The sequence below is a fragment of the Enterobacter asburiae genome (genome assembly GCF_008080435.1).
Taxonomy (GTDB): domain Bacteria; phylum Pseudomonadota; class Gammaproteobacteria; order Enterobacterales; family Enterobacteriaceae; genus Enterobacter; species Enterobacter asburiae_C.
Window position 1 is genome coordinate 255,779 of record NZ_VRKN01000002.1, and the last position, 19,661, is coordinate 275,439.

The 19,661-nt window shown below is 54.4% G+C and carries 13 protein-coding genes; 6 read left to right on the plus strand and 7 right to left on the minus strand.

Annotated features, from left to right (window positions below; translation table 11 throughout):
* Positions 1-9: 9 nt before the first annotated feature.
* The 3 genes from apbE to FU672_RS04330 all read right to left on the minus strand — a co-directional run bounded on the left by apbE (position 10) and on the right by FU672_RS04330 (position 2,897).
* Positions 10-1,065: an FAD:protein FMN transferase ApbE gene (gene apbE / locus FU672_RS04320; protein ID WP_148242306.1), complete on the minus strand. Its 1,056-nt coding sequence runs from the start codon at positions 1,063-1,065 to the stop codon at positions 10-12.
* Positions 1,066-1,179: 114 nt separating this feature from the next.
* On the minus strand, positions 1,180-2,292 hold the full coding sequence (locus FU672_RS04325) for a porin OmpC (protein WP_148242307.1): 1,113 nt from the start codon (positions 2,290-2,292) through the stop codon (positions 1,180-1,182).
* 341 nt (positions 2,293-2,633) lie between these two features.
* Positions 2,634-2,897 carry a hypothetical protein gene (locus tag FU672_RS04330; protein WP_148242308.1) on the minus strand — a complete coding sequence of 88 codons (264 nt, stop codon included), beginning with the start codon at positions 2,895-2,897 and terminating at the stop codon, positions 2,634-2,636.
* A gap of 138 nt (positions 2,898-3,035) precedes the next feature.
* Here FU672_RS04330 and rcsD point away from each other — a divergent pair, with 138 nt between their 5' ends.
* Positions 3,036-5,708: a phosphotransferase RcsD gene (rcsD, locus tag FU672_RS04335; protein ID WP_148242309.1), complete on the plus strand. Its 2,673-nt coding sequence runs from the start codon at positions 3,036-3,038 to the stop codon at positions 5,706-5,708.
* Positions 5,709-5,724: 16 nt separating this feature from the next.
* Positions 5,725-6,375, plus strand: coding sequence for a response regulator transcription factor RcsB (gene rcsB / locus FU672_RS04340; RefSeq protein WP_003859405.1), 651 nt, complete (start codon positions 5,725-5,727; stop codon positions 6,373-6,375).
* A gap of 90 nt (positions 6,376-6,465) precedes the next feature.
* Here the strand turns inward: rcsB and rcsC are convergent, their stop codons facing one another.
* Both rcsC and gyrA read right to left on the minus strand, forming a co-directional pair.
* On the minus strand, positions 6,466-9,312 hold the full coding sequence (rcsC, locus tag FU672_RS04345; RefSeq protein ID WP_148242310.1) for a two-component system sensor histidine kinase RcsC: 2,847 nt from the start codon (positions 9,310-9,312) through the stop codon (positions 6,466-6,468).
* Positions 9,313-9,447: 135 nt separating this feature from the next.
* The gene (gene gyrA / locus FU672_RS04350; protein ID WP_148242311.1) at positions 9,448-12,084 is read right to left on the minus strand and encodes a DNA topoisomerase (ATP-hydrolyzing) subunit A; all 2,637 of its coding nucleotides are present in this window, start codon (positions 12,082-12,084) and stop codon (positions 9,448-9,450) included.
* A 146-nt stretch (positions 12,085-12,230) separates the two neighbouring features.
* Here gyrA and ubiG point away from each other — a divergent pair, with 146 nt between their 5' ends.
* From ubiG to yfaE, 4 genes are all read left to right on the plus strand, one after another.
* Positions 12,231-12,959 (plus strand): bifunctional 2-polyprenyl-6-hydroxyphenol methylase/3-demethylubiquinol 3-O-methyltransferase UbiG, encoded by a 729-nt coding sequence (gene ubiG, locus FU672_RS04355; protein WP_148242312.1) that lies wholly within the window; start codon positions 12,231-12,233, stop codon positions 12,957-12,959.
* Between the two features lie 347 nt (positions 12,960-13,306).
* Positions 13,307-15,592 carry a class 1a ribonucleoside-diphosphate reductase subunit alpha gene (gene nrdA, locus FU672_RS04360; RefSeq protein WP_045402753.1) on the plus strand — a complete coding sequence of 762 codons (2,286 nt, stop codon included), beginning with the start codon at positions 13,307-13,309 and terminating at the stop codon, positions 15,590-15,592.
* A gap of 81 nt (positions 15,593-15,673) precedes the next feature.
* Complete coding sequence (gene nrdB / locus FU672_RS04365; protein WP_148242313.1) at positions 15,674-16,804, plus strand: class Ia ribonucleoside-diphosphate reductase subunit beta; 1,131 nt, start codon at positions 15,674-15,676, stop codon at positions 16,802-16,804.
* On the plus strand, positions 16,804-17,058 hold the full coding sequence (gene yfaE / locus FU672_RS04370; protein ID WP_008500234.1) for a class I ribonucleotide reductase maintenance protein YfaE: 255 nt from the start codon (positions 16,804-16,806) through the stop codon (positions 17,056-17,058). Before nrdB ends, yfaE begins: the two co-directional genes overlap by 1 nt.
* 104 nt (positions 17,059-17,162) lie before the next feature.
* Here the strand turns inward: yfaE and glpQ are convergent, their stop codons facing one another.
* Positions 17,163-18,221: a glycerophosphodiester phosphodiesterase gene (gene glpQ, locus FU672_RS04375; RefSeq protein ID WP_148242314.1), complete on the minus strand. Its 1,059-nt coding sequence runs from the start codon at positions 18,219-18,221 to the stop codon at positions 17,163-17,165.
* 11 nt (positions 18,222-18,232) lie between these two features.
* Positions 18,233-19,585: a glycerol-3-phosphate transporter gene (gene glpT / locus FU672_RS04380; RefSeq protein WP_148242315.1), complete on the minus strand. Its 1,353-nt coding sequence runs from the start codon at positions 19,583-19,585 to the stop codon at positions 18,233-18,235.
* Positions 19,586-19,661 lie beyond the last annotated feature (76 nt).

Consider the following 19,661-nt stretch of genomic DNA (forward strand, 5'->3'; position numbering starts at 1 on the left):
CCTTGCTTTTTAATTTTTGTCGCGCACCAGGAAGCTGTCGAACTGCGGTGAATGCCAGGTTTTGAACCCGTCGCCCTCTTTGGTGATCATATAAACCGCCAGCCCTTCCTGACGAACCACCTCTTTGGCTTTTTCCGGGCCGAGAACCATTAATCCAGTATCCCAGGCATCCGCTTCCAGCGCGGTGGGGGCAATGACCGTCACTGAGACCAGGTTATGCGTGATGGGACGCCCGGTCTGCGGATCGATAACATGCGAAATACGCTTCCCCTCAAGCTCGTAATAGTTGCGGTAGCTTCCGGAGGTACTGATGCCATGTCCGTTGATATCCACTATCGCCTGCACGGCATTTTGCCGATCGGTCGGCTTTTGAATCGCTACGCGCCACGGCTTATCGCTGGCGTTCATCCCCCGACTGACTAGCGCGCCGCCCACGGAGACCAGATAACGCGAAATACCTTCCTGGGCCATCAGCGCAGCAAGATGATCCGCCGCATAGCCTTCCCCGACCGTCGACAGATCGACAAACAGATCGGGGATATCTTTTTGCAGGTACTGCTGCCCGTACTGGTTGATCACGGTCAGGTGCTGTAGCCCTGTCCGGGCGCGGGCGTCATCAATGGCCGCCTGTTCGGGCGTGGTCACCGGCTGTTTGTTAGGGCCAAATCCCCAGAGGTTTACCAGGGGCCCAACGGTCACATCCATCGCCCCGTTGGTTTTGTAACCCACGCGCATAGATTCGGTGACGATATCGGCCATCGCTTCGCTCACCGGCCACAGGGAGGTGCTGGTGGAGAGATTAAAGCGCATCAGCGCCGAGTCATTTTTATAGGTTGAGAGCAGCTGATCGTCGGCGTCCAGCTGCGACTGGATTTTCCCGCGAAGTTCATCTGTGCGTGTTTTATCAAGGTTCATCACGCTGACGCGCCAGAAAGTCCCCATCGTTTTGCCTTCGAGCACCGTCGCGGCGGGTGCGTCAGTTTTCGCCACAGGTGTGGGATCGTTACACGCGGTCAGGAAAAAAAGCATAGCCAGAAAGCTGGCGCGTAAAAAAGTCATGTCCATTCATTATTATCCTCATGCCAGGGCGGCAAGAGTACACCAAAACGGGAGAGTTGTGAGAATCCGGGAAGCACAAAAAAGGGGCCACCAGGCCCCTTACGTTACACGATGACGCGATTAGAACTGGTAAACCAGGCCCAGCGCGACGATATCGTCAGTACCGATACCCGCCTGACGGGTGAATTCATTTTCATCAACCAGGTTGATTTTGTAATCCACGTAGGTGGACATGTTTTTGTTGAAGTAGTACGTCGCACCAACATCAACATATTTCAGCAGATCCTGATCGCCGTAACCTTCGATGTCTTTCCCTTTAGACTGCAGGTAAGCCACGGATGGACGCAGGCCGAAGTCGAACTGGTACTGAGCAACCACTTCGAAGTTCTGCGCTTTGTTAGCGAAGCCGTAAGCGGTAGTCGGGCTGCTGCCGTTAGAGGTACCGAAACGGGTTGCGTTGTAGGTCTGAGAGTACTGCGCTGCCAGATAGATGTTGTTGGCATCGTATTTCAGGCCGCCAGAATAGACTTCTGCGTGATCGCCATTACCGTATACGCCCGGTGCGTTCTGATCGGCGGTACGTTTGGAGGAGGACATTGCGCCGCCCACGCTGAAACCTTCGCCCAGGTTATAGGTCACGGATGCACCGTAGCCGTCGCCGTTCTGTTTCAGCAGGCTGCGTCCACCCACGTTTTCACCGCTTACGCTACCGTTTTTACCCTGATACTGCAGGGCAAAGTTCAGACCATCCACCAGACCAAAGAAGTCCTGGTTACGGTAGGTCGCAACGCCGTTAGCACGGGACTGCAGGAAGTTGTCTGCGCCGTAGGTATCGCCGCCAAATTCTGGCAGAACGTCAGTCCAGGAGGTTACGTCGTAGATTACGCCGTAGTTACGACCGTAATCGAAAGAACCCGCGTCAGCGAATTTCAGACCCGCGAACGCCACACGCGTCCAGGCATTATTTTCGCTTTCGGAGGTGTTGCCCTGGATCTGGTATTCCCACTGGCCGTAACCGGTCAGCTGATCGTTAACCTGAGTTTCGCCTTTGAAGCCAAGACGCATGTAGGTCTGGTCGCCATCGGCACTCTTGTCGTCAGAGAAATAGTGCAGACCATCAACTTTACCGTACAGATCTAATTTGTTGCCATCTTTGTTATAAATTTCGGCCGCATTTGCTGCGCCTGCTACCAGGAGTGCTGGTACCAGGAGGGACAGTACTTTAACTTTCATTTTATTAACCCTCTGTTATATGCCTTATAATTGCCACTGCTTACTGGTTAACCCTCATTAACCAGTCGGCAATTTCATTCTCCGCAAAATTACAGAATAATCCAATGCGAATATGATACGAAAACTTTGAAGATGTTTCATTTATCTATCAACATGTTTCAAAATGTGAATATCAAGGAACTTTTACAAAGCACAAATAGCTTAGAAAATTAGCACTTATAATCAAACGAAAAAATCACCACAAACATATCAATAAGTTACAATAAAATCCGTTACAGCACTGAATGACAAAACAAGATCGCACCTAATCTCTAAAATAACCATCGCTATCATCATTAACTTTATTTATTACCGTCATTCAGTTTTGAATGTCTGTTTATCCCTAATTGAACCGGATGCTTCGCATTCGGTTTTTTTTTACCTTTCTTTACGTAACTTCTCTTTTTTTGTGCTACCGCACCGAAATTGTAACGACTATTAACTAAATTCTCACCGGCTAGTCTGCGAGGGAAGAAAATTGAGTCAAAACTTAATTTCTTGTTAATTCGTGCTATTTTCTTGCTACGTGTGTCTGTTATTTGTACGCGTATGGCGAGTTTGTACATGTTTACTGCACGCCTCGCCGCCGATATTGTCCGGTGAAAAAGTCGCCTCTTCCCGGACAGTGACGCTGGAAATTCAGTTATTACCCTTTATACTGCCCTATCGCCACAGAGCACGAGCATAACGGGTTAAAGATATTAATGAGTCAGACTGAAACTACCGCTCCGAGCAAATTCTCCCTCCTTCCCGGGAGCATCACCCGTTTCTTTCTTCTTTTGATCGTTGTGCTGTTAGTCACCATGGGGGTGATGGTACAAAGCGCGGTTAACGCCTGGCTGAAGGATAAGAGCTATCAGGTCGTTGATATCACCCATGCCGTGCACAAGCGCATAGATACCTGGCGCTACGCCACCTGGCAGATTTACGACAATATCGCGGCGGCCCCGACCTCCTCGTCCGGGGATGGACTTCAGGAGACGCGGCTTAAGCAGGATGTCTATTATCTCGAAAAACCGCAGCGTAAGACCGAGGCCCTTATCTTTGGCTCTCACGACAGCGCGACGCTTGAGATGACGCAGCGTATTTCGACCTATCTGGATACCCTCTGGGGCGCTGAAACGGTACCGTGGTCGATGTACTATCTAAACGGTCAGGACAACAGCATGATCCTGATCTCAACGCTGCCGTTAAAAGATCTCTCCTCCGGGTTTAAAGAGACAACCGTGGACAGCATCGTCGATTCCCGCCGGGCAGAGATGCTGCAGCAGGCGAATGCCCTTGATGAACGTGAGAGCTTCTCTTCCCTGCGTCGTCTGGCCTGGCAAAACGGTCATTATTTTACCCTGCGCACCACGTTCAACCAGCCAGGACATCTGGCGACGGTGGTGGCCTTCGATTTACCGATTAATGATTTAATCCCGCCGGACATGCCGCTCGACAGCTTCCGTCTGGAGCCAGACAGCAGCACCCAGAATATGCGTGCGGCGTCTGACAAAGAGGCCGCAGAGAGCGTTTCAATCTCCTTTAACGGCTCGAAAATCGAAATTGCTTCATCGCTGAACTCAACCGGTATGCGTCTGGTGTGGCAGGTGCCGTTTGGCACGCTGTTGCTCGACACCCTGCAAAATATCCTGCTGCCTCTGCTGTTGAATATCGGTCTGCTGGCGCTGGCCCTGTTTGGCTACAGTACCTTCCGTTTCCAGCCGGGGCGTCAGAGTGACGCCTCTGCGGTTCCGGCCGGTGCCAGCAATGAGCTGCGCGTATTACGTGCACTGAATGAAGAGATTATTTCCGTGCTGCCGCTTGGGGTCTTAGTTCACGACCAGGAGGCGAATCGTACGGTGATGAGCAATAAAATTGCCGACCATCTGCTGCCGCATCTTAACCTGCAGAACATCACCACCATGGCGGATCAACACCAGGGGGTGATTCAGGCCACCATCAACAATGAACTGTACGAGATCCGTCAGTTCCGCAGTCAGGTGGCTCCCCGCACGCAAATCTTCATTATTCGCGACCAGGATCGCGAAGTGCTGGTCAATAAAAAGCTCAAGCAGGCACAAAGACTGTATGAGAAAAACCAGCAGGGGCGCGCCGCATTCATGCAGAACATTGGTGATGCGTTCAAACAGCCGTTAAAAACGCTGGCGACCCAGGCGGCGGCGTTAAACACTTCTGAAAGCCACCAGCTTGCCTGCCAGGCCGATTCGCTGGTCAGAATGGTTGATGAGATCCAGCTGGCGAACATGCTGGAGAATGATTTCTGGAAGGGAACGCCAACCCTCTTCTCCATTCAGGATCTGATCGATGAAGTGGTTCCGGAAGTGCTGCCCGTCATTAAGCGCAAAGGGTTGCAGCTGCTGATCAATAACAATCTCCCTGCGAACGACGAACGCCACGGCGATCGCGAAGCGCTGCGCCGCATTCTGCTGATGATTATTCAGTACGCCGTGACCACCACCCAGATCGGCAAGATCACCCTAGAAGTCAGTACTGAGGAGTCGGCAGAAGACCGCCTGGCGTTCCGCATCCTGGACACCGGGGAAGGCGTCACAACGAGTGAAATTGATAATCTGCACTTCCCGTTCCTGAATGACACGCAAAGCGATCGCTACGGCAAGGCCAATGCCCTGACCTTCTGGCTGTGCGATCAGCTGGCGCGTAAGCTCGGCGGCCATCTGAATATCAAAGCCCGTGAATCTCTCGGCACCCGTTATTCTCTGCACGTGAAAATGGCGGCCAATCCGCAGGAAGAAGATGAAGAACGTCTGCTGGATGATGTCGTGGTGATGGTTGATGTGACCTCGAACGAGATCCGCAATATTGTTGTTCGTCAGTTAGAAAACTGGGGTGCGGCCTGCATCACGCCGGATGAAAGACTTGCAAGTCAAGAATTTGATCTGTTTTTAACTGATAATCCGTCTAATCTTACTGCCTCCGGCTTGCTTTTAAGCGATGATGAGTCAGGCGTGCGAAAAATCGGCCCTGGCCAGCTGCGCGTCAACTTTAATATAAGCAATGCGATGCAGGAAGCTGTACTACAACTAATAGAAGAGCAGCTGGCGCAGGAAGAGATAGCGGAATCCCCGTTAGGCGGCAATGAAAATGCCGAGCTTCACGCCAGCGGATACTATTCACTCTTTGTTGATACAGTACCAGATGATGTTAAGCGGTTGTATACTGAGTCCGCTGCGAATGATTTTGCAGCGCTGGCACAGACAGCACACCGGCTTAAAGGGGTGTTTGCCATGCTTAATCTGGTTCCCGGCAAGCAGTTATGTGAAACGCTGGAACATCTAATTCGTGAGAAAGATGCCTCTGGCATTGAAAAATACATCAGCGACATTGACGCCTACGTCAAAAGCTTGCTGTAGCAAGGTAGCCTTATACATGAACAATATGAACGTAATTATTGCCGATGACCATCCGATTGTACTGTTCGGTATTCGCAAATCACTTGAACAGATCGAGTGGGTGAATGTAGTCGGTGAATTTGAAGACTCTACAGCACTGATCAATAACCTCCCAAAGCTTGATGCACACGTGCTCATTACCGACCTCTCCATGCCTGGGGACAAGTACGGTGATGGGATCACGCTCATCAAATACATTAAACGTCACTTCCCGGATATCTCGATCATTGTTCTGACTATGAACAACAACCCGGCAATTCTGAGCGCGGTGCTGGATCTGGACATCGAAGGGATTGTGCTGAAACAGGGCGCACCGACCGATCTGCCAAAAGCGCTCGCCGCGCTGCAGAAAGGCAAGAAGTTCACGCCTGAGAGCGTCTCTCGTTTGCTGGAAAAAATCAGCGCGGGTGGCTACGGTGACAAACGCCTGTCGCCGAAAGAGAGCGAAGTTCTGCGCCTGTTCGCAGAAGGTTTCCTGGTGACCGAGATTGCCAAGAAGCTGAACCGCAGTATTAAAACCATCAGCAGCCAGAAGAAATCAGCGATGATGAAGCTGGGCGTGGACAACGATATTGCTCTGCTGAACTATCTCTCCTCCGTTACGCTGAGCGCAACGGACAAGGATTGATCCCGGACGGGTGTGCGGCCTGATGCCCTCACCCCGCCCCTCTCCCACAGGGAGAGGGAGAAAAGCGTAAAAGGCCCGTAAGGGTCTTTTTTATATTCTGGTTTTTCTCACGCGATCTGCGTAAATCGACAATGTCTGCTTCAGCACGTCCAGCGTCACCGGTTTCGACAGACAGCTGTCCATGCCTGACTCCAGACAACGCTGTTTCTCTTCCGCCAGCGCGTTCGCCGTTACGCCCACCACCGGCAGCGTCAAGCCAAGCTGTCGGATGCGCTGCGTCAGACGGTAGCCGTCCATGTTTGGCATGTTGACGTCGCTAAGCACGATATCAATATGATTTTTACTCAGCACATTCAGCGCATCCACGCCGTCATTAGCGGTTTTGCACTGGTAGCCAAGCGAGCCAAGCTGGTCAGCCAGCAGGCGGCGGTTAATCGGATGGTCATCTACCACCAGAATCATCATATCGTCATTCACTGACGCCAAACCTTCAGATGACGACAACGCACCTGCACCGTCGTTTTCTTCCAGTTCCACTTTGTAGATGCGCGCCAGCAGGCTTAACAGCTCGTGCGGCGTTGCAACACTGTGCACCCATTCCCCTGGCGCTCGCTCGACAGGAATGCCGATGTGGCGACGGCAGAAGAGCACCGACCCTCTCCCCTGCCACGGCTGTTCCGGCATCTCGTCGGCAATCAGCACATCGTCTACATCCGGCGTTTGACCTTCATAGCGACACACCCTCACGCCGCTGTGGGCAAGCAACGCCGTCAGGTAGTCATTCAGCGAGGCATTATGCACCGCCAGCCAGCAGCGCTTGTCGTTCAGCCCGTCTACCGTCGCTTTTGCCGGATGCTGCGCCGAATAGAGCGGAATACGGATGGTGAACTGGCTGCCCATACCGGGCTCGGTATCCACGGAGATATCACCGTCCATCATGCTGACGAGCTTCTCACAAATCGCCAGCCCCAGTCCGGTACCCTGGAAGTTACGCTGCACGCCGGTCCCGACCTGGAAGAACGGGTCGAACAGACGAACCACTTCCTTCGCCGGGATGCCGACTCCCGTGTCACGCACGCGAATGCTCAGGTAATCCCCCGCCCGGCAGACGTGCAACACAATACAGCCAACATCGGTGAATTTGATGGCGTTGCTGAGCAGGTTGGAGATGACCTGCTGCAGGCGCATCGGATCGCCGTGCAGCGTAAGCGGCACATCCGGTTCGATAAAGCAGTAGAGCCCCAGCTGTTTACGCACCACCAGCGGCAGATAGTTGGCGCTGATATGGTTCATGACCTCGCGCGGCGAGAACTCCCGCGGCTCTATTTTCAGCTGCTCAGACTCAATTTTAGAGAAGTCGAGAATATCGCTGATGATCTTCAGCAGCAGGCTGGAGGAGTTGTTCATCGCCGTCACCAGCCTGTCGACCCCTTTCGGCAACTCTTTCGTCTGCAGCAGATCGAGGTTACCGATGATCCCATACAGCGGCGTTCGCAGCTCGTGGCTGACGGTAGCAAGGAACATGGATTTCGACTGGCTGGCCTGCTCCGCGGCCTGCGCCATCTCCTGCAACGACTCTTCCATCTTCACGCGTGCGGAGACATCCACCAGCACGCAAATCGCCACGTTTTCATTGCGATAGCGGGAATGCACAAAGCTGATCTGCAGGTTGGTGTGCGTGCTGGTGAGCACGTCGACAAAGTTAACCTGCTGACCGCAGATAATTTGCGTCAGCCTCTGTCTGTCTTCGTGCGTCAGCATGTTCAGGTAGTTATGCGCCAGTTCGTTACTCAGGATATTTGTTCCGTCCTGGGTACGCAGAATACAGATCCCCACCGGGGCCGAGGCGACAATCTTCCGGTTAAACTGCTCGTGTTCCTCCAGCCGCTGGGCGTCGCTTTCGGCGGGAATAAAGATTTTCCGCTCATACATGCGCGCCAGCGTAAACAGCGCGCCCCCCGCCAGCAGGTTCAGCAGAATGGCATTCATGATGAGAATGCGTATCCGCTCAAGCACCATATCCACCGGCAGCGAATAGACAATACTTAGCGACGAAGGCGGCAGGCTCTTCTTCAGCACCAGTTCACGGAAACCCGAGGTATAACCAAACCACGACCGCTCCTGCATCCAGTGCGGTTCGACGTTTAAACGGTTATCGGGCCCGGCGAGTGAGATCAGCTGATGACCGTTTTCATCCAGAATGGTCACCCCCATGGGCAGGCTGCCTGGGGTGAAGAAGTTTTCCATGCGAATGGTCTGCTCTATCCCCATCAGCGCCTGCAGGCGATTACCGAGATAAACCGGCGTCAGGGCGTAGAAATACCCCACGCCCGGGCGCGGCCCCTGGCTAATCCAGAAGATGTTATTCCCGCGCTCATCCTGCGGCGCATTGCGATATTTCACAATACGTTCATGCAGGCTTTTCAGCGCATCTTCACGCTCAACGGGCACATCACGCAGGCCAAAATCAGCCATGCAGAGATTTTCACTGCCAATCAGGAATACGCGGTTCAGGTCATAGGCGGCGGAGAAATTGTCGCGCCAGTAGCGCATAAACCAGGCAAGGGATTCCAGCGATCCGCGCCAGGTATTGCTCATAGTGGAGCAATCGGAATCCGGGAACAGCGGCTGGAAGTCCGGGACTTCGGTTTTGTCATTACGCCCGCGAAGCGCAAGGATGCCGTTTTCCGCCGTCAGACGATTTTCGGCAATATACTTCAGCTCCTTCATCACGTCAGACGTTCGCTGAATGTAGCGCTGGGCCTGGTCGGAGCTTAAGTTAAACTCCTGGCGGATCTCCGCTTCTTTCTGGTGCAGCGCGTTAACGATGTAAAACACCGAGAACAATGCCACCAGCAGCCAAAGCAAGAGCGCCAGCGCCCGAAACAGATAGCGAGAGACTTTGAGCGTAGTACGAAAGGAGACGAGGTATTTCAAGGGGGCGAGGCTCCGCCGTCGGGGTCAAAAGAATGTGGTTAAGGTAGCGGTAAACGCGCCAGGTCGCAACGTTGACTTATCTGCTTGTGCAAAAGAAAAGGGCCGGAATCCGGCCCTTTTTTGCATCAGGAGACATTACTCGTCAGCGTCATCCGCCGCGTCATCGTCAGTATCGGCTTCCGGCGCGATATCATCATCGCCTTCCGCAACGCTACCGTCGATGGAATCGAGCTCTTCGTCATCCACCGGCTCAGCAACACGCTGCAGACCCACCACGTTTTCATCTTCCGCTGTACGGATGAGAATTACGCCCTGGGTGTTACGCCCCACCACGCTGATCTCAGACACGCGGGTACGCACCAGCGTACCGGCATCGGTGATCATCATGATCTGGTCGGCATCGTCCACCTGCACCGCGCCCACAACGGAGCCGTTGCGCTCGGTCACTTTGATAGAGATAACGCCCTGCGTGCCGCGAGACTTGGTTGGATATTCCCCTTCCGCCGTACGTTTACCGTAACCATTCTGCGTCACGGTCAGGATAGCCCCTTCACCGCGCGGAATAATCAGAGAAACAACGCTGTCTTCGCCAGCCAGTTTGATACCGCGAACGCCCGTAGCGGTACGACCCATCGCACGGACGGCGTTCTCTTTAAAGCGCACCACTTTACCGGCCGCAGAGAACAGCATCACTTCATCAGAACCGGAGGTCAGATCCACACCGATCAGCTCGTCGCCTTCGTTCAGGTTCACCGCAATGATCCCGGCGGAACGTGGGCGGCTGAACTCGGTCAGCGCGGTTTTCTTCACGGTACCGCTGGCGGTCGCCATAAAGACGTTCACGCCCTCTTCGTACTCGCGTACTGGCAGGATGGCGGTGATACGTTCATTCGCTTCCAGCGGCAGCAGGTTAACGATAGGACGACCACGCGCACCACGGCTTGCTTCCGGCAGCTGATAGACTTTCATCCAGTACAGACGACCGCGGCTGGAGAAGCAGAGGATCGTGTCATGGGTGTTCGCCACCAGCAGGCGGTCAATAAAGTCTTCTTCTTTAATACGTGCTGCAGATTTGCCTTTACCGCCACGACGCTGTGCTTCGTAGTCGGTCAGCGGCTGATACTTCACATAGCCCTGGTGAGACAGGGTGACCACCACGTCTTCGCGGTTGATCAGATCTTCAATGTTGATATCAGAGCTGTTTGCGGTGATTTCGGTACGACGTTCATCACCGAACTGATCGCGGACCAGTTCCAGCTCTTCACGAATGACTTCCATCAGACGATCGGCGCTACCGAGGATATGCAGCAGCTCAGCAATCTGTTCCAGCAGCTCTTTGTACTCGTCGAGCAGTTTTTCATGCTCAAGGCCGGTCAGTTTCTGCAGACGCAGATCCAGAATCGCCTGGGCCTGCTGTTCAGTCAGGTAGTACTGACCGTCACGCACGCCGAATTCAGGTTCCAGCCATTCAGGACGCGCTGCGTCATCGCCGGCACGCTCCAGCATCGCGGAGACGTTACCCAGATCCCACGGACGGGAAATCAGGGCGGCTTTCGCTTCCGCCGGGGTTGGCGCACGACGGATCAGTTCGATGATCGGGTCGATGTTGGCCAGCGCAACCGCCAGCGCTTCAAGGATGTGCGCACGGTCGCGCGCTTTGCGCAGTTCGAAGATGGTACGGCGGGTCACCACTTCACGGCGGTGACGCACAAACGCGCTCAGGATCTCTTTCAGGTTCATGATCTTCGGTTGACCATGGTGCAGTGCAACCATGTTGATACCGAAGGAGACCTGAAGCTGAGTCTGGGAGTACAGGTTGTTCAGCACAACCTCACCCACCGCGTCGCGTTTGATCTCAATCACGATGCGCATACCGTCTTTGTCAGACTCGTCACGCAGCGCGCTGATACCTTCAACACGTTTTTCTTTTACCAGCTCGGCGATTTTTTCAATCAGACGCGCTTTGTTCACCTGATACGGGATCTCGTGAACAATGATGGTTTCACGGCCGGTTTTGGCGTCCGCTTCCACTTCGGCGCGGGCACGGATGTAAATCTTGCCGCGACCGGTACGGTATGCTTCTTCGATACCACGTCGACCGTTGATGATCGCCGCCGTCGGGAAGTCCGGACCCGGGATGTGTTCCATCAGCCCTTCAATGCTGATGTCTTCATCGTCGATATAGGCCAGGCAGCCGTTGATCACCTCGGTGATATTGTGCGGCGGAATGTTGGTGGCCATACCGACCGCGATACCGGACGAACCGTTAACCAACAGGTTCGGGATCTTGGTTGGCATCACATCTGGGATGCGCTCGGTGCCGTCGTAGTTATCGACGAAATCAACGGTCTCTTTTTCCAGGTCGGCCATCAGCTCATGAGCGATTTTCGACATACGGATTTCCGTATAACGCATCGCCGCAGCGGAGTCGCCGTCGACTGAACCAAAGTTACCCTGACCATCTACCAGCATGTAACGCAAGGAGAATGGCTGCGCCATACGAACGATGGTGTCATAAACGGCGGTATCACCATGCGGGTGATATTTACCGATGACGTCACCGACGACGCGGGCAGATTTTTTATAGGCTTTATTCCAGTCATTGCCCAATACGTTCATGGCGTATAGTACGCGACGGTGTACCGGCTTCAGGCCATCGCGGACATCCGGCAGCGCACGGCCAACAATGACCGACATCGCATAGTCCAGATAGGAGCTCTTCAGCTCTTCCTCGATGTTAACCGGTGTAATTTCTCTCGCAAGGTCGCTCATCTAACCGCTATCCCTCTACTGTATCCCGGATTCAAAGGTCGCAAATTATAACACAGCCGAGGTGATTGAGGTAAACCTATACGCTTTATTCACGGGGATTGCCTGATATACTCCTTTGTCTTGCTAAATAAGGAGTAAAAGCGCCCATGAATGCCGAAAAATCCCCGGTGGCTCACAACGTTGACCACGAAGAGATTGCCAAATTTGAAGCGGTGGCGTCCCGCTGGTGGGATCTCGAAGGTGAGTTCAAACCGCTGCATCGCATTAACCCGCTGCGTCTGGGCTATATCGCGGAGCGTTCCGGCGGTCTGTTCGGTAAGAAAGTGCTCGACGTCGGCTGCGGCGGCGGCATCCTGGCTGAGAGCATGGCGCGCGAAGGGGCGAATGTCACTGGCCTGGATATGGGCTTTGAACCGCTGCAGGTTGCCCGCCTTCACGCGCTGGAGTCCGGTATACAGGTGGAATACGTGCAGGAAACCGTGGAAGAGCACGCGGCAAAACACGCCCATCAGTACGATGTGGTGACCTGCATGGAGATGCTGGAGCACGTTCCCGATCCGCAGTCGGTGGTGCACGCCTGTGCAAAACTGGTGAAACCGGGCGGCCAGGTCTTCTTCTCAACCATCAACCGTAATGGTAAAGCCTGGCTGATGGCCGTCGTTGGCGCAGAATATGTCCTGCGCATGGTGCCGAAAGGGACACATGACGTGAAGAAATTCATCAAGCCTGCGGAATTGTTAAGCTGGGTTGACGAGACGTGGCTCAAGGAGCAACACATCACCGGCCTGCACTACAATCCGCTGACCGATAAATTCAAACTCGCGCCGGGTGTGGATGTTAACTATATGTTGCACACAACCGCCAAAAACGACTAACGTCATTCGTTATTCTTATAAAGATTGCGCGACATCATGTTGCGCAATTCTGACCTCCCGTTGAAGAAATCAGCACTCGATCAAATTTTGAATTTTTTTTCTTAATTATTGACATGTCTTCCAGGCCTTACGGTACGAGGACTTAGCCTTTTTTACCCTTTCACAACCTCAATTTAACGTCAAAATCAACCCTTGTGCTGAAAAGATTCGATACTAGAATACTCACCATATAGCGTTTTTCTTATCGCAAACCCCCTATATGTAGTATTTATCCACAGAGTTAGTCACAAGACGGATCTGTGGATAAGCGGGGGATATTTTTTATTTCACGGACAGGTAAAACCCACATGAATCAGAGTCTGCTGGTGACAAAGCGCGACGGAACTACCGAGCGTATCAATCTGGACAAAATCCATCGAGTTCTCGACTGGGCAGCAGAAGGACTGAACAACGTATCTATCTCCCAGGTTGAACTGCGTTCCCACATTCAGTTCTACGACGGCATCAAAACGTCTGATATCCACGAAACAATCATTAAAGCAGCGGCAGACCTCATCTCCCGCGAAGCACCGGATTATCAGTACCTCGCTGCACGCCTGGCGATTTTCCACCTGCGTAAAAAAGCCTACGGCCAGTTTGAGCCGCCGAAGCTTTACGATCACGTGGTGAAAATGGTTGAGCTGGGCAAATACGACACGCATCTGCTGGAAGACTATACGGAAGAAGAGTTCGAGCAGATGAACGGGTTTATCGATCACTGGCGCGACATGAACTTCTCCTACGCGGCGGTGAAGCAGCTCGAAGGCAAATACCTGGTTCAGAACCGTGTAACCGGTGAGATCTACGAAAGCGCCCAGTTCCTCTATATTCTGGTGGCCGCCTGCCTGTTCTCTAACTACCCGCGTGACACCCGTCTGGAATACGTGAAGCGTTTCTACGATGCGGTATCCACGTTCAAGATTTCTCTGCCGACGCCAATCATGTCTGGCGTGCGTACCCCAACCCGTCAGTTCAGCTCCTGCGTACTGATCGAGTGTGGTGACAGCCTGGATTCCATCAACGCCACCTCCAGCGCCATCGTGAAATACGTCTCCCAGCGTGCCGGTATCGGCATCAACGCCGGTCGCATCCGTGCGCTGGGCAGCCCGATTCGCGGCGGTGAAGCGTTCCACACCGGCTGTATCCCGTTCTATAAACACTTCCAGACGGCGGTCAAGTCCTGCTCTCAGGGCGGCGTGCGCGGCGGTGCTGCGACCCTGTTCTACCCGATGTGGCACCTGGAAGTGGAAAGCCTGCTGGTCCTGAAAAACAACCGCGGCGTGGAAGGCAACCGCGTGCGTCACATGGACTATGGCGTGCAGATCAACAAGCTGATGTACACCCGTCTGCTGAAAGGCGAAGACATCACGCTGTTCAGCCCGTCCGACGTTCCGGGCCTGTATGACGCGTTCTTTGCCGATCAGGACGAGTTCGAGCGTCTGTACACCAAATATGAAAAAGACGACAGCATCCGTAAGCAGCGCGTGAAGGCGGTAGACTTGTTCTCTCTGATGATGCAGGAACGTGCCTCTACTGGTCGTATCTACATCCAGAACGTGGACCACTGCAACACCCACAGCCCGTTTGACCCGGTCGTCGCCCCAGTGCGCCAGTCTAACCTGTGTCTTGAGATCGCCCTGCCGACCAAACCGCTGGAAGACGTGAACGACGAAAACGGCGAAATCGCGCTGTGTACGCTTTCCGCGTTCAACCTGGGCGCGATTAAGAGCCTGGACGAGCTGGAAGAGCTGGCCGTGCTGGCCGTACGCGCACTCGACGCCCTGCTGGACTACCAGGATTACCCAATCCCGGCGGCCAAACGCGGTGCAATGGGCCGCCGTACCCTGGGTATCGGCGTGATCAACTTCGCCTACTGGCTGGCGAAAAACGGCAAGCGCTACTCTGACGGCAGCGCCAACAACCTGACGCACCAGACGTTCGAAGCCATTCAGTACTACCTGATGAAAGCCTCTAACGAGCTGGCGAAAGAGCAAGGCGCATGCCCGTGGTTCAACGAAACCACCTACGCGAAAGGCATTCTGCCAATCGATACCTACAAGAAAGACCTGGATGCGATCGTCAGCGAGCCGCTGCATCTCGACTGGGAAGGCCTGCGCGAGTCCATTAAGACTCACGGTCTGCGTAACTCCACGCTCTCTGCCCTGATGCCGTCCGAGACCTCTTCGCAGATCTCTAACGCCACCAACGGTATTGAACCGCCGCGCGGCCACGTCAGCATCAAAGCGTCGAAAGACGGCGTGCTGCGTCAGGTGGTACCGGATTACGAGACGCTGGGTAATAACTACGAGCTGCTGTGGGAAATGCCAAACAACGACGGCTACCTGCAGCTGGTGGGTATCATGCAGAAGTTTATCGACCAGTCGATCTCTGCCAATACCAACTATGACCCGACGCGCTTCCCGTCAGGTAAGGTACCGATGCAGCAGCTGCTGAAAGACCTGCTCACCGCCTACAAATTTGGCGTGAAAACGCTGTACTATCACAACACCCGTGACGGTGCGGAAGACGCGCAGGACGACCTGGTACCGTCAATTCAGGACGATGGCTGCGAAAGCGGCGCATGTAAGATCTAATGTAAATGCCGGGTGGCGCTACGCTTACCCGGCCTACGATTTTGTTTGCCCGACTGACAAAATCTCTCACAGGACACACTCATGGCATATACCACCTTTTCACAGACGAAAAACGACCAGCTCAAAGAGCCGATGTTCTTCGGCCAGCCGGTCAACGTGGCACGCTACGATCAGCAAAAATATGACATCTTCGAAAAGCTGATTGAAAAGCAACTCTCCTTCTTCTGGCGCCCGGAAGAAGTGGACGTCTCCCGCGACCGTATTGATTACCAGTCGCTGCCGGATCACGAAAAACATATCTTCATCAGCAACCTGAAGTACCAGACGCTGCTGGACTCCATTCAGGGCCGTAGCCCGAACGTGGCGCTGCTGCCGCTAATCTCCATTCCAGAGCTGGAAACCTGGGTGGAAACCTGGGCATTCTCCGAGACGATCCACTCTCGCTCTTACACTCACATCATCCGCAACATCGTGAACGAGCCGGCGGTGGTATTTGACGATATCGTCACCAACGAGCAGATCCAGAAGCGCGCGGAAGGCATTGCCCATTACTACGACGAGCTGATCCAGATGACCAGCTACTGGCATCTGCTGGGCGAAGGCACCCACAACGTGAACGGTAAAACCATTACCGTGAACCTGCGCGCGCTGAAAAAGCAGCTGTACCTGTGCCTGATGAGCGTTAACGCGCTGGAAGCGATCCGCTTCTACGTGAGCTTTGCCTGTTCCTTTGCCTTCGCCGAACGCAAGCTGATGGAAGGTAACGCCAAAATCATCCGTCTGATTGCCCGTGATGAAGCCCTGCACCTGACCGGTACCCAGCACATGCTGAACCTGCTGCGCAGCGGTACGGACGATCCGGAGATGGCGGAAATCGCCGAAGAGTGCAAGCAGGAGTGCTACGACCTGTTCGTGCTGGCGGCTCAGCAGGAGAAAGAGTGGGCAGACTACCTGTTCCGCGATGGCTCCATGATTGGCCTGAACAAAGACATCCTGTGCCAGTACGTTGAGTACATCACCAACATCCGCATGCAGGCTGTCGGTCTCGATCTGCCGTTCCAGACGCGCTCTAACCCCATCCCATGGATCAACACCTGGCTGGTGTCCGATAACGTGCAGGTCGCGCCGCAGGAAGTGGAAGTGAGCTCTTATCTGGTCGGTCAGATTGATTCTGAAGTCAACACCGACGACCTGAGCAACTTCCAGCTCTGATGTCACGCGTCACGTTAAGTCTTTCCGGCACTGAGGTACTGTGTCGGGAGGAGCACCCTTCTCTGCTGGTGGCGCTTGAGGCGCATCAGGTAGAAGTAGAGTACCAGTGTCGTTCCGGCTACTGCGGCTCCTGCCGCTGCCGCCTGGTCGCCGGCCAGGTGGACTGGCTGACCGAACCGCTGGCCTTTATCAACGAAGGGGAAATTTTGCCCTGCTGCTGCCGGGCAAAAGGCGATATAGAGATCGAGATGTGATGTTGTCCTTATCCCCTCTCCCGTGGGAGAGGGTTAGGGTGAGGGCATCAGGCCGCAGAGCCTGTTTGTCGGGTGGCGGCTTCGCCTTACCCGACCTACAAAACCTACTTCCGATGAATGAATTCGACTGCTTTATCCGGGAAATCCGTAAACAGTCCGTCCACGCCCGCCTGGTTATACAACACCTCATAAAGCTGATTCACGTCCGTGGCATACGGCGGCAGCTGATCTGCACGCACCGTGTACGGATGGACCTGCATCTTACTGGCGTGCGCCTCTTTCACCATGGCGGTTAACTTCACGTGGCCCGGCGTTGAACCTTCCGCCACCAGCATATGATAATCCGGCCCGATACCGTCGGCGTACTGTGCAATCTGCTTCATTGCACCCGGCTTAAACATCCAGTCGTAGTTATAGTTAACCCACTTCCCGTCCGACTGCTTCTCCTGGGTTTCATTCCAGTCGGTATAGGCAATCAGCTGTACCAGATTGAGATCCATCCCCATCTTCGGCTCCAGCTCGGTTTTGATGCGTTTCAGTTCAGCCGCATCAAAACACTGCAGGTAAACCTTATCCTTCTTGCTGGTGTAGCCGTACTGCTTCAGCACCTCCAGCGTTTTCGCGGCAATGTCTTTCCCTTCCTGGTGGTGGAACCATGGCGCTTTGATTTCCGGGTAGATACCGATATTTTTACCGGTTGAGTGGTTCAGCCCCTGAACAAACTCAATCTCCTCTTCGAAGGTATGAATACGGAAGTCAGACTTGCCCATCGGGAAACGTCCCGGATAGACCTGCACCTTCTTGCCGTTTTCAATCTCGAAGCCTTCGGTAAACTTCAACGAACGGATCTCCGCCAGCGTGAAGTCGATGGCGTAGAAACGGCCATCTTTACGGGCACGGTCCGGGAAACGCTCCGCCACGTCCGTCACGCGGTCCAGATAGTGGTCATGCAGGACGACCAGCTGGTCGTCCTTCGTCATCACCAGATCCTGCTCCAGATAATCCGCGCCCTGGGCATAGGCCATCGCTTTTGCCGGCAGCGTATGCTCCGGCAGATAGCCGCTGGCGCCACGGTGGGCGATGACGATTTGATCTGCCGCCAGCGCGGACCCTGTCATCAGACCCGCCAGCAACAGGCCGGTTGTTACGTAAGATAATTTCATGGCATTGCTCCTTATTGACGACGCGCCAGTACTTCCGCGTGGTGACGTTTTTCACCGATCATCACAACAATCAGCAACAGTACCGCCAGCACGCTACCGCCAATCATCACCATAAAGCCGCCGTCCCAGCCGAAGAAGTCAACGGTGTAGCCCACGATGGCACTCGCCGCGACCGAACCGCCCAGGTAGCCGAACAGACCGGTAAAGCCTGCCGCCGTACCTGCCGCTTTTTTCGGTGCCAGCTCCAGGGCATGCAGACCGATCAGCATAACCGGACCATAAATCAGGAAGCCGATGACGATCATGCAGGCCATGTCTACTGATGGGTTGCCCGGCGGGTTGAGCCAGTACACCACGGTAGCGATGGTCACCAGGGTCATAAAGAAGACGCCCGTCGCACCGCGGTTACCTTTAAACACCTTGTCCGACATCCAGCCGCAAAGCAGCGTGCCCGGGATCCCGGCGTATTCATACAGGAAATATGCCCAGGACGATTTATCCAGCGCGAAGTGCTTCACCTCTTTCAGGTAGGTTGGCGACCAGTCGAGGATGCCGTAGCGCAGCAGATAAACGAACACGTTCGCCACTGCGATGTACCACAGCAGCTTGTTCGGCAGCACGTACTTCATGAAGATCTGTTTTGCGGTCAGTTCTTCTTCATGCTCCTTGCTGTAATCATCCGGATAGTCGTTTTTGTACTCTTCAATCGGCGGCAGGCCGCAGGACTGAGGCGTATCACGCATCAGCGCAAAAGCGAAAATCGCCACGACGATGGCGCCAAAGGCGGGCATATAGAGCGCAGCGTGCCAGTCGTTGAACCAGGCCATCCCCAGCAGGAACAGCAGCGGCGGAAGCCCGCCCCCCACGTTATGCGCACAGTTCCACACCGACACAATCCCGCCACGTTCCTTCTGCGACCACCAGTGCACCATGGTACGTCCGCACGGCGGCCACCCCATCCCCTGGAACCAGCCACAGAGGAACAGCAGGACGAACATGACGGCAATGCTGGAGGTTGCCCACGGCACAAAACCCATGAACAGCATGACCGCGGCCGCCAGGATCAGGCCGGCGGGCAGGAACACGCGCGGATTCGAGCGATCCGACACCGACCCCATGATGAACTTAGAAAAACCGTAGGCGATGGAGATCCCCGACAGCGCGAACCCCAGATCGCCGCGGGAGAAGCCCTGCGCCACCAGATACGGCATGGCGAGCGCGAAGTTTTTACGTACAAGGTAGTACGCCGCGTACCCGAAGAAGATCCCCAGGAAAATTTGCCAGCGCAGACGGCGGTATAGCGGATCAATTTCTGCCTCTGGCAGACGCGCCCGATGCGGCGCAGGTTTGAAGATACTGAGCATAACAGCCTCCGTGGCCTTGAATTGAATGAGCAGGTGGCTCGCACCTGAATTCCAGTGGCGGCGATGTTAAGAAATC

Excerpts from the sequence above, each read along its gene's own strand:
- apbE (WP_148242306.1), bottom strand. The coding sequence starts at position 1,065 with ATGGACATGACTTTTTTACGCGCCAGCTTTCTGGCTATGCTTTTTTTC.
- FU672_RS04325 (WP_148242307.1), bottom strand. The coding sequence starts at position 2,292 with ATGAAAGTTAAAGTACTGTCCCTCCTGGTACCAGCACTCCTGGTAGCA.
- FU672_RS04330 (WP_148242308.1), bottom strand. The coding sequence starts at position 2,897 with ATGTACAAACTCGCCATACGCGTACAAATAACAGACACACGTAGCAAG.
- rcsD (WP_148242309.1), top strand. The coding sequence starts at position 3,036 with ATGAGTCAGACTGAAACTACCGCTCCGAGCAAATTCTCCCTCCTTCCC.
- rcsB (WP_003859405.1), top strand. The coding sequence starts at position 5,725 with ATGAACAATATGAACGTAATTATTGCCGATGACCATCCGATTGTACTG.
- gyrA (WP_148242311.1), bottom strand. The coding sequence starts at position 12,084 with ATGAGCGACCTTGCGAGAGAAATTACACCGGTTAACATCGAGGAAGAG.
- ubiG (WP_148242312.1), top strand. The coding sequence starts at position 12,231 with ATGAATGCCGAAAAATCCCCGGTGGCTCACAACGTTGACCACGAAGAG.
- nrdA (WP_045402753.1), top strand. The coding sequence starts at position 13,307 with ATGAATCAGAGTCTGCTGGTGACAAAGCGCGACGGAACTACCGAGCGT.
- nrdB (WP_148242313.1), top strand. The coding sequence starts at position 15,674 with ATGGCATATACCACCTTTTCACAGACGAAAAACGACCAGCTCAAAGAG.
- yfaE (WP_008500234.1), top strand. The coding sequence starts at position 16,804 with ATGTCACGCGTCACGTTAAGTCTTTCCGGCACTGAGGTACTGTGTCGG.
- glpQ (WP_148242314.1), bottom strand. The coding sequence starts at position 18,221 with ATGAAATTATCTTACGTAACAACCGGCCTGTTGCTGGCGGGTCTGATG.
- glpT (WP_148242315.1), bottom strand. The coding sequence starts at position 19,585 with ATGCTCAGTATCTTCAAACCTGCGCCGCATCGGGCGCGTCTGCCAGAG.